The following is a 10,022-nucleotide window of genomic DNA, read 5'->3' on the forward strand; positions in this document are numbered from 1 at the left end:
GAGCGATCGGTCAGAAATCTGGTTCGAGCTGTGGGTGCGCAACCTCGCCAGGAGGCGGAAGGTCGAACAGGTCGCCGTCTGCGATGCCGTAGCTGTCCTCGATGCCGGTGGCGGCGATCGCGGCACCGATCCCCGCGCCACCGTCGGGTTCTGAAGGGGCTGTGTGCCAGGTGGTTTCGGCGGCGGTTTCGAGCAGGTGCGGGGCTGGGGGCAGTTGGTGGGGTGCGCTGTGGGCGAGGTCGATTCCGACCATGCGCATCGCCGCGACCCGGATCCGCCCTTCACGGACCCGGCCCACGTGGGTGAGTTCGCGCCATTGACGCCCCTGATCGGGTGCCGACTGCTGCGAGATCTGGTCCAGGCGGGCTTGCCAGTCGGCCGCCTCGAGCGACCACCAACCGCTGGTTTCGGCCTCGGTGACGTCCAGGGCGGTGGCGACCATCGCGACCCGCAACCACTGCAACCGCAGATGCTCGGTCAACTTGCCGGCTGCCTGCACGGTTATGGTGGCGTGGTCGCGGCGGACCGGTCGAACCGCGGCCAAGGTCGAGAGTGTGTCGACCTGGTGGTGGAGCTGGGCGATCAGCAGCGACCGTGCCACCGGACGGCGTGGCGGCAGCGAAACTGCGTCGGTTGCTCTGCGTCCTTGCTGACCAGACTTCTTCGCGTGAGCGATCCAGTTGGCGGGTACACCGATCGCCACCGCTTGTTCATGCACGACGCGCCCGACGACCGACAGATCCCGAAACGTCTTGGTGCGGTTGTGGGGTTCCCGCGCCAACTGCCTCAGATCGACGCTGACGTTATGGATCAGCGCCGCCATCCGACGATGCAGCAGCACCACCCCACCACCTTCGAGATGGTGAGGTGCCGCGACCAGCGCCCGGCTAATGGGATCCGGGGATGTTGTGCGCTCAACCATGATCGGCCACCGAGGTGATGCGGTAGCTCGACATCCGCCACCCCTGCGGGGTTTCAGCAACCGTGACGGTCACCCGCATCCGCCGGTACATCGTGGTGGAACCGTCGCGGTGGAGCACCTGTTGGGTCACCGTCGCCGTGACCGTTGTTCCGATCTCAGTGGTTTGTCCTTGCTCGGCGTCGACCAGGGCGGTGACGATGTCGTTGCTGTCGCGCCACGCCGCCCATTCCGGTAGCGGCGCCGCCACGCTCGCGGGACCGCTGCTCGCCGCCGAGGCGGCCAGTTCGCCGGTAAGCCACTGCGCGGCACGAACCAACCCGGCACCTGGGCCGGGATCGGTGCGAGGCTGCCAGGAGAACATTGCCGCCAAACCCATCTGGGTGACCGTCACCGCATCGGCGTCCTCGGGCTCGGGCCCTTCCACGTGGGCGGCACCAGGGGTGTGCGTATCGGGCGCGGGCCCGGATTCCTCGGCGCCGCCTGTCAGTACCGTGATGAGCACAATCAGGACGGCCGCAATACCGACGATCACAGCGGCGAGAGGTAGACGCTTCATCATGGTGACCTCAGCTCAGCGTCGTCGCCATTTGCGTGGCCATCGCGAGAATGTTGGCCACGTACGGGCGGGTCTGAATCTCGTAATCCGCTGAGCCCGTAGGGAATCCACCCGAACGCAGCACGGCATGTTCGCCGGCGTTGTAGCCGGCGAGGTAGAGCTCGGCGGCCCCGTTGGGGGCTACGACCTTGCCTTCACTGATCCAGGTGTCGACTTTGTCGGCGATGTCGCACATGTAGCGGGCTTGCCCGATGATCGCGTCGCCGTCGTCCCATACCGACGCGACCCCGTTGCCGTCGGCGTCGATCACATACGGTTGCCCGTCGGAGGCGAGCGCGGTCGCGGTCCCAGGCAGGAACTGGGCTAACCCCTGGGCACCCGCCGGGGAGGTCAGCCCCCGCTGGAACCCGGATTCCTGTTTGCCCTGTGCCGCCAGCAACGGCGAGGTGATCTGCGGACACACGGTTCCACCCAGCTGGTACCAGGGCAGCAGTTCCTCGGGGACCGTGCCGGGGTTCAGGTCGGTGTCGCCGAGGGCGGGCCCGCACACGGTCGTGGTCGCAGCCCCCGCGGAGTCCGTGGTGACCGGGCCGATCGGTGTGCCGTCGGGGTATCCGCCACCCAGCGTGGTGACATGAACGTGATCGAAGTGGTTCGCCGTCACACTGCCGCGTTCTTCCATCAGGTTGGACTCGCCGGTGGCCGAGCGGTAGGTCTGGCGCCAGATCAGGTAGTCGATGCGCAACGCGGCAGCGTTGGTGACCACGAAGTCGGCGATCCGATCACCGAGTGCTTTGCCTTGACCCGACATCGGGTCGGGGATCATGATGTCGATCGCCCGCCCGCTCGGGTGGTCAGGCAGGTCGTCCTTACGGTGCCCCTCGATATCGCGGACCTGTGGAAATTGCTGAACAATGGTGCGTGCCAGACGGATCGTGTCGACCTGCAAACGGTCTTCGGACCCGATTGACGCGGGCATCGGCGCCAACTCGGTCCCTGCTGCTGTTCCGGCTTCGATCACCGCGCCTTCGCCCGGGGTAGGCGCCGTCGACGATCCGGCATCGGTCGATCCGACCGGGCTGGTCGGCGCCGACCCATCGTGCAGCCACGGCATCGGATCGATTGCGGTGCCGCCGCCGAATCGTCCTCCGCCGGTCCAGATTTCGAGGTGCAGGTGTGCACCGTCTGGGCCTGCGGGGACGGTCTGACCGTTGTAGCCGACTCCGGCGATCCGCTGCCCGATCCCCACGTTCTGGCCTTGTGTGACGTAGACGTCGTCGGCGAACATGTGCCCGTAGACCGAGGACACGATCTCGCCGTCGATGTTGTGGTCGATGACCACCCAGATCCCGAACCCGCTGGCCTCGCCCACGCGCACGACGACCCCGTCGGCGACGGCGTAGATCGGGGTCTTGGGTGCGGCGGCGAAGTCTTGGCCTTGATGCGGTGTGCCCCACCGCATTCCGAAACCTGAGGTCAGGGTGTAGGTGCCCTCAGTCATCGGCATCGTCCTCGCAGTACCGGATGAGGGCGCTTGGTTCGTCGCTGTGGTCGGTGGGCAGCCCCGCTCCTGGGCGCTGCCGGCGAACAGCAGCAGCACCAGCAGCAGGACCGCACCCACGACCGCGGTCGTTGCCCGCGCGGCGCCACTCATTGGCCCACCAGGTCTGAGCACGTGGCGCAAGTGCGGACGGCGGGGGCGCGATATCGACGTCGACCATGCTCAACGGTGCTCATCGCGAGTTCTGTCAGCGTCGCCCGGACGGGATTTTCCACGCGGTGTTTCGTGCGCGAACCATGCCGTTCTCGCTGATGTGTCGAAATTTGGTTTCATTGTGTTCTCACCTATCAATGGGTGTGCGCGAATTACTCGTCTGCGGTAGCGAATGGCCAGCCGGATTTCGTCAGGCGAAATCCGGGCCGATTGCGGTGTCGTGGGTAGATCCGGGCTGTGCTACGTCGGCCTCAGCGTGGTCGGGGGCCTCCACATCTGGGCCACTGTCTCCGAGAGCGGCATTCACGGCCTCCGCGATTCCCGGTTGCGGTTCTATAGCGTCACCGGCGTCGACTGACCGGTCGCGCGCGCTCACCACGATGCTCATGTTGGCCTTCTCGGTCGGACCCTCACCTGAGGCGGCGGCATAGGCGACAACGCCACCGGTGGTGGTGACCACCTCGTTCACCAGCTCACGCACGTCATCTGCGAACGGTGCAGCGGTGTCGAATGGTTCGGTGCGTGTCGTGAGGGCGATCGGCCCGGTCCAGCCCGTCGGATCGCGGTATCCCAGGCGGGTCAGGATCTGCTCGCTGAGCGGGTTCGCTGCCTCCGCGTGCGGGACGTACCAGACCTGGACCCGATCGGCCAAAGACATTCGCATGCGCAGCCGGTCGACCTCGAGCACATCCATCATGTCCTCGACATCACCTCGCCCGTAAACGGCTGTGCGGCCCATCTGCAATACGACGAAATCAATTGGCTCGTTCATCGACTTGCCTGATATTCAGTCGTGGCGGTGTTGTGCTCGTTGTGGGGGCGATACACTCTGTCCTCCAATGGATTCGATTTCTGGGAAAGAATTTCGAGGCGCTGATACACCAACCCGGACCCGGCACCAGACTCGCGCGTGAACAATGGGTGCCGATGAATTGCGAGGGCGCTGCGAATCGTCGGACCGGTACTCATGGCGGGTTCACCGACCCGGCGGAGGTTTGGCCGAGGTTGTCGAAGCGGCGGTTGGTGTTGTGGACCTCGGAGTCGCGTTCGGTGGGGGTGAACACCATCCGGAACGGGATACCGGGCTGCTCGGCTTCCCCGGTCTTGAGCAGGTAACACCCTGTGCCCGGCGGTATCTCACGGCGCGTGGTGTCGAGGTCGTCGTCGCTGGGTGGGCGTGGCGCTGCCCAGGAGGTGACCAGCAGTTTCTCGGTGTCGGTCATCCCCGCGACCGCGGCGATGCGGTGGGCTTCTTCGGGGCCGACCGGGCCGATGATCTTCGCCCGGGCCCGTTCGAAGAACCCGAGCGCTTTGGCTTGTGCGGCGGGGGAATCGAAGGCGGCGAGGTCTTTGATGGTGTGCGAGCACATGATCAACCCGGTCGCCAAGCCGCGGTTGAGCCGGGTGAGTGCGTCGACGCGGTCGACCATGAATTCCCCGACGCCGAGCACCCGCCAGATCTCATCCATCACCACCTCGAACGTCCGGGCGGGGGCCAGCCCGGCGTCGGCGAGGGCGTGGGCGGCGGCGACCGCGCCGAAACCGTCGGACCAGCAGGTCATCAGCACGGCGGCCAGCAGTTTGGTGTCGCCTTCGGGGATGCGGGAGATGTCGATGCAGATCGCGGGACTCGACAGATCCAGCCGCGTCGAGGTGGGGCCGTTGAAGATCGCCCCGAACGGTCCTTCGACCAAAGCCCGCATCGACCGGCGCAACGGTTTCGTCGCTGTCCGGTAGGAGATTTCGTCGTCTTCCTCGGCGAACGCACGCAGCCGCTCCCCGCCCGCCGAGATCACCGCCAGCAGGTCTTCCAGCAGCGGCGGGTCCTCGTGGGTGAAACCACCAGCTGGGCTGTAGAGCTCGCGCAGACCGGCAGCGAGCAACACTTCCTCGTAGTCCTCGACCCGGGCACCGCGCACCAGCTCGATCAACCCGGCGACGATGTTGATCTGCCCCGCTTCGACCCGTGCCATCACCTGAGTGCGCTGATCGGCATCAGTCAGGGCGGCGATGACGGCGCCGAGGGCGCCGACGTCGAGGGGGTTGATGGTGCCGTGGCCGTAGCCGACATCGACGACCTGGCCGCCGAGACGCTCGACCAGGTCGCGGTACTCGCCTTTCGTGTCGCCCATGCACAGCACGGTCTCCCCCGCCGCCACAGCGCCGGTCATGATGCGCCGGATCAGCGAGGACTTACCGAACCCGTTGAGCGCCAACACAAACGCGATCGGCGCGGTGATGAACCCCCGCAAAAACCACGACATCGGATCGAAATGCACCGGCGCACCGGTGATGTAATGACTGCCGACCGGCACACCCGCGGTCGGGGCGCTGGCCCCGACACAGAACGGCCACAACCCCGCCACCTGCACAGTCGTGGCACGCCACTCCGGGGTGCGCGGCACCACCGACGCACGCCCACCCCCAGCACCGACGTAGCCGCGGTCGGTCAACACCGGCGCGAGAAGATCGAACCCATCCCCAGCAGCACCCTCGCGGCGCCGCGCCGCGGTCGCGCGGCGATGATCGTCACTGGACAGCAGCATCCGAGCCCGCCGCCCCCGCAACCCGACCTGCGTGGCCGCGACCTCGACTTCCGCGCGGCGGGTTCTGCTCAGAACCCTGATGCCCTCGATGATTTCGGTTCTCGCGGGCTTGTCTCGGCCCGGCGAGCCGTTCGCGTGCCCGGTCATCCCGAGACCCGCTCGGAAATGGAGGCGTGCTCGGGCAAAATCAGCCCGATCCCGAGCGAGGCGGCGAAGCCGGCGGCTTGGTAGCCGTAGCAGCGGCGCACCGTCAACCGTGACGCCGCCGCCATCCCCTTGACCGAGGCCTCGATACCGGGCAGATCCGCGTCGAGGTGATCGGTCACCGTCACCAACACCCCGAACAAAGTCAACCCCGCCCCGCGAGCTTGCTCCTCCCGGGCAGCGGAGGTGTTGCCGACCCGGATGCGCGCCGCCGCTGATGAGATGCCGCGTTCGGTCTGTTCGGCGGCGACCGCGTCACGGAAGTCCGAATCGACCAGCGACGTCGCTTCTGCTGCCGAATGCAGGCGGTAGACGATCGCGACCCGCTTACGTGGAACGTCCGGGCGCGGCCGGAGCAGTTCCTCGAGGACTGTTTCCATCACCGCGCCACGGGGTGCGCCGTCCATTTCCCAGGTGATCGAGCGGGCCCCGTCGTGGACGTAGTGATCCCACCGATCCTGATGGGCAAGCGGGCCGACCGAGTCCCACGACTGCGACTCCACGATCCGCGCCCCCGCCGCCTCCACATCACGCTGAGAGGCCAGGTCGAACCGGCTGCGCACCAATCCCAGCACCTCCCACGCTTGCAGGGGTGTGGCGGGCAGGCCGGCGCGGGCGAGCTGGGACAACACCGATTGCAGGCGTTGCCCGATCTCACGGGCCTGCTCGGCCTGATCACGGCGGATACGGCCCTTGCCGATCGCCCGATAAGTGATCGCGATCCGCGCCTCGATCCGCACCCCCACCCCGCCGCTATCGGCAGCCGCTTCGGTCATCACCGCCTTGGCGAAATCGGGGGCACTCGGGCGGATCAGCCGGGTGACTTCCCGGGTTTGCTTCAACCGGGTTTCCACCACGTTGTCCAGCACCGCGGTCACCGCCACCACTTCACCGCCGCGGCTCTGTGAGGCCAGGAACTGGCCGTATCCCTCGACCCAGGAATCGATCTGGGCCTGATCGACAAGTTCCTTGCCGCGCGGGATCACCCGCACGACCACTGTGTAGTGATCGCTGTGCCGGATATGCAGCATCGCGAACCGCTTCCCACCCGGCGTCTCATACTCGGTCAAACGCGAATCAGCCAGCAAGCCCGGCAATTCCGCTAGCCCCGGCAGGCGGGAGAACCGACCCGAACGGTAGGTCAGCTCACCGCGAGAACGCGCACGCGCGAACTGAACCCGCAACAGCAACAGCTCCCACCCCGTACGCCCGTTGCGGGTCACCGCCAGCGGTACGAACACCACCGCCGCCCCGGCCAGGACCGCTCCAGCGAATCCGAGGGAGCGGGTGATCATGAACGACACCATCACCGTGATCACCAGGCCGAGTCCGAGGAGCGACACGCCCCAGGTCAATCCGAAGAACCCGGCCGAGCGCGGCTGTTCCCACCGCCCATACATTCGTGTGCTCATCGGCGGACCTCCCCGGGCCCGAGCGAGTCCGGATCCAACTGGCCCGACGATTCCGGGACGGCACGTTGAGCGGTGGACGCGATGCCTTGCAGCGCACCGACCGCGAGCTGGGCTCCCAACATCGCCGCACCCGCAGGGCCCGCACCCATCGCACCTGTGGCCGCGGCACTGCCCGACCCACCGGCACCGGCGGCGGAGGCACGGCCCGCGCTCGAGCCACCTGCGCTCGAACCACCCCCGCCTGCCGGCGCAGATCTGGACGCGCCACCGCCCGATGCGGGGGCTGATCCTCCGGGTGGCGAGCCTGAATTCGCCGCCATCGGTCTGGCCCCACCGGTGCCGCCCGGCGGAGAGGACGACCCGCTCGGGCTCGACGACCCTGGCGACGAGCCAGACCTTTCGGCCTCCGAGACCTTTCTGGCTTGTGACCCCCGGCGGCCGGCCGCCGACATCGCGATCCCGGCACCGGCACCGGCCAACGCCGATGCCGCGCCGCCGCCACCACCGAGGGTGGCCACTGCGGGTGCGATCAACCGGATCAGCGCAGGAAGCACGATGACGCTCATCAGCATCAAGATCAGGCCGAGCAGCATCAGCTGGGGATCGGTCTGTTCCTCGGTGCCGAGGACGGTGAACGCGATTGCATAGACCAGGGCCCCGACCGGCTTCCACAGCACGAATGCCAGCGACCACGCCAGAAGGCGTTTGTAAGCTTGCGAGCCGGCCGAAGACCCGGATGCGGCGGCGACCAACGGGATCACCGCGACGACCACGACCAGCAACGCCTGCCGGATCACCAGCATGACCAACTGAACCAGCATGCTGATCACGCCGAGCAGACCGACGAGCAGAAGAATCCCAGGCCCGAGATCGCCCGTGATGTCGCGGTCGAGGATCCGGCCGATCGCGTTCTCGAGGTCTCCGCGCGTAGCGTCGAAGATCACCCAGTTGGCGAACTGGTCTCCGGCATTCGTGCCTACCGTGATGAGCGTCGCGAAGGTCATCGACGCGAAAATGGCACGAGCGAGCATCAGGAAACTCTCCTGCGCTTCTCCCGCCACGCCACCACGTTTGGCCAGAGCCAGCCGTGCCGCCGCGAACATGATTCCCGCAGTCAAGAGCACCACCTGCAGACCGACGGTGTAGTCCCTGATCTGCGTGAGGACAGGAGCGGGCTGTCCGGCCGAGGAGGACAGTTGCGGCGACGGAAATTTCGTCCACCACGTCATCCCCATTCTCAGGAGATTCGCCAAGGCTGTTAGCAGGATGTTGACAAGCCCATCGACCACGGAGTCACCCGCTAGGTCTGCGGCGACGCCGCCGAACTGGCAGGCCTCCCGCACTCCCGGAAGCACAGTGCAGGCGACATCGGGGACCTGCGTTCGCGCTGGCCCTGCCGCCAGCGGCGCCGCAGCGTCGAGAAAACTGTTCATGATCGGACCTTCCAATCACCGAACCCGGCCACCGACGCGGTCGGAGTCGCTGGGCGCCACAGGCTTTCGACGTCGTCAGGTACCCGGACGCGCCAGTCGCCCTCGACCCAGACCATCGGCCAGGTCGCAATGGCGTATCCGGTCGTGGAACGGACCGCGAGCTGCACGACGGCCAAGTCGTCGCGGTAGCCCGGTTGGATCCGCACACCTTCGGGCACGGTCACGTAGCGCGCTGCGCCCGGGGTGTCTGCCCGTGACCGCGCGAACCGGTCGATCAACGCCTGTCCGCCGCCATAGAAACGCTCGCCCACGACATCTCGCCAGATCGGGTCCGGCGCGGCATAGACCCGCCCGACCGCATCCAACGCCGCCAACGCCGCCCCTTGCGGTGTGCGCGCGAACCCTTCCGCAACACCGGTGTCGATGCGGGCAGGGCCGTCGCTGCCCGATACCGCGACCGCGGCGCCGCCCCAGATGCGCTGCCACTGCAACCGCGCTGGTGGTGCGCTCAGATAGTCCGGTCGCGCCGGGTCGACACGGTCCCGCGCGCTTTGCGGCAAGACGGCACCAGCTTCCTCCGCTGGCGCTTCGAGGCGGTTGCCGAACATGTCGACCGTCGGCGGACGCGCCGCTGACGATGCCGTTGATGGCACTGCGGTCGTCGAGCCCTGTCCGTTCTTGGCAGGGGGTTGGGTGGTGTCGGTGTTGCCGTCGCCGGTGACGGTCAGGACGAAGACGGTGATCACGACGGCGGTGATGATGCTGAGTAGCAGGACTAGGGTTCGAGTGGCACGCATCAGCTGGTCCTCAGGGTCTCGGCAGGGCGACCATGTCAGCGGGGGCGGAATCGACTGCGGTGACCGGGCTTTCGGTCACCGTGTCGGGCAGGCGCAGTCGCCACCCGTCGGGGGCCCAGATGACGGTGGCGGTGTTGCGGGTTGTCGAGTTGTCCGGGTAGCGGGAGAAGGTGTGGACCTGGGCTTCGGTGTCGGCGTAGGCGGTGACGAGGTAGCCGAGGATGGTGGGCACCGTGTCGGTGGCCGGGGTGGTGATCGAGACTTGTGCGCGTGCTGTGGCCCAGGCATCGCGGCCTGGGCCGGGGGCGATCATGCGGTGCCCGACCGCCGCCCATCCGCTGTCGGGTGCGACCGACATGCGCACGGTCGTGTGGATCGCGGCCAGGGCGGCGCCGGCCGGGGACCGGTCGAAGTCGGTGGCGGTCGCACCGTCGATCA

At 67.3% G+C, this 10,022-nt stretch carries 9 protein-coding genes; all 9 read right to left on the minus strand.

What is annotated here, in order from left to right:
* Nucleotides 1–10 precede the first annotated feature (10 nt).
* The gene (locus QH270_RS21780) at nucleotides 11–844 is read right to left on the minus strand and encodes a hypothetical protein (RefSeq protein WP_280345506.1); all 834 of its coding nucleotides are present in this window, start codon (nucleotides 842–844) and stop codon (nucleotides 11–13) included.
* Nucleotides 845–914: 70 nt separating this feature from the next.
* A complete protein-coding gene (locus QH270_RS21785; protein WP_280345508.1) occupies nucleotides 915–1,478 on the minus strand; it encodes a hypothetical protein in 564 nt (187 codons plus the stop codon).
* Nucleotides 1,479–1,488: 10 nt separating this feature from the next.
* Nucleotides 1,489–2,979, minus strand: coding sequence for a peptidoglycan DD-metalloendopeptidase family protein (locus QH270_RS21790; protein WP_280345509.1), 1,491 nt, complete (start codon nucleotides 2,977–2,979; stop codon nucleotides 1,489–1,491).
* 403 nt (nucleotides 2,980–3,382) lie between these two features.
* Nucleotides 3,383–3,964 carry a hypothetical protein gene (locus QH270_RS21795; protein WP_280345513.1) on the minus strand — a complete coding sequence of 194 codons (582 nt, stop codon included), beginning with the start codon at nucleotides 3,962–3,964 and terminating at the stop codon, nucleotides 3,383–3,385.
* A gap of 193 nt (nucleotides 3,965–4,157) precedes the next feature.
* Nucleotides 4,158–5,648, minus strand: a complete 1,491-nt coding sequence (locus QH270_RS21800; RefSeq protein WP_280345516.1) for a hypothetical protein — start codon at nucleotides 5,646–5,648, stop codon at nucleotides 4,158–4,160.
* A gap of 233 nt (nucleotides 5,649–5,881) precedes the next feature.
* Complete coding sequence (locus QH270_RS21805; RefSeq protein WP_348537678.1) at nucleotides 5,882–7,354, minus strand: SCO6880 family protein; 1,473 nt, start codon at nucleotides 7,352–7,354, stop codon at nucleotides 5,882–5,884.
* Complete coding sequence (locus QH270_RS21810; protein WP_280345521.1) at nucleotides 7,351–8,787, minus strand: hypothetical protein; 1,437 nt, start codon at nucleotides 8,785–8,787, stop codon at nucleotides 7,351–7,353. Before QH270_RS21810 ends, QH270_RS21805 begins: the two co-directional genes overlap by 4 nt.
* A complete protein-coding gene (locus tag QH270_RS21815) occupies nucleotides 8,784–9,584 on the minus strand; it encodes a hypothetical protein (protein WP_280345524.1) in 801 nt (266 codons plus the stop codon). The genes QH270_RS21810 and QH270_RS21815 overlap by 4 nt, the downstream gene beginning before the upstream one ends.
* Nucleotides 9,585–9,594: 10 nt before the next feature.
* The coding region (locus tag QH270_RS21820) for a hypothetical protein (protein ID WP_280345527.1) at nucleotides 9,595–10,022 on the minus strand (428 nt) is incomplete at its 5' end.

The sequence above is a fragment of the Nocardia neocaledoniensis genome, assembly GCF_029868625.1.
GTDB lineage: Bacteria > Actinomycetota > Actinomycetes > Mycobacteriales > Mycobacteriaceae > Nocardia > Nocardia neocaledoniensis_A.

Excerpts from the sequence above, each read along its gene's own strand:
- QH270_RS21790 (WP_280345509.1), bottom strand. The coding sequence starts at position 2,979 with ATGACTGAGGGCACCTACACCCTGACCTCAGGTTTCGGAATGCGGTGG.
- QH270_RS21795 (WP_280345513.1), bottom strand. The coding sequence starts at position 3,964 with ATGAACGAGCCAATTGATTTCGTCGTATTGCAGATGGGCCGCACAGCC.
- QH270_RS21815 (WP_280345524.1), bottom strand. The coding sequence starts at position 9,584 with ATGCGTGCCACTCGAACCCTAGTCCTGCTACTCAGCATCATCACCGCC.
- QH270_RS21785 (WP_280345508.1), bottom strand. The coding sequence starts at position 1,478 with ATGAAGCGTCTACCTCTCGCCGCTGTGATCGTCGGTATTGCGGCCGTC.
- QH270_RS21805 (WP_348537678.1), bottom strand. The coding sequence starts at position 7,354 with ATGAGCACACGAATGTATGGGCGGTGGGAACAGCCGCGCTCGGCCGGG.
- QH270_RS21810 (WP_280345521.1), bottom strand. The coding sequence starts at position 8,787 with ATGAACAGTTTTCTCGACGCTGCGGCGCCGCTGGCGGCAGGGCCAGCG.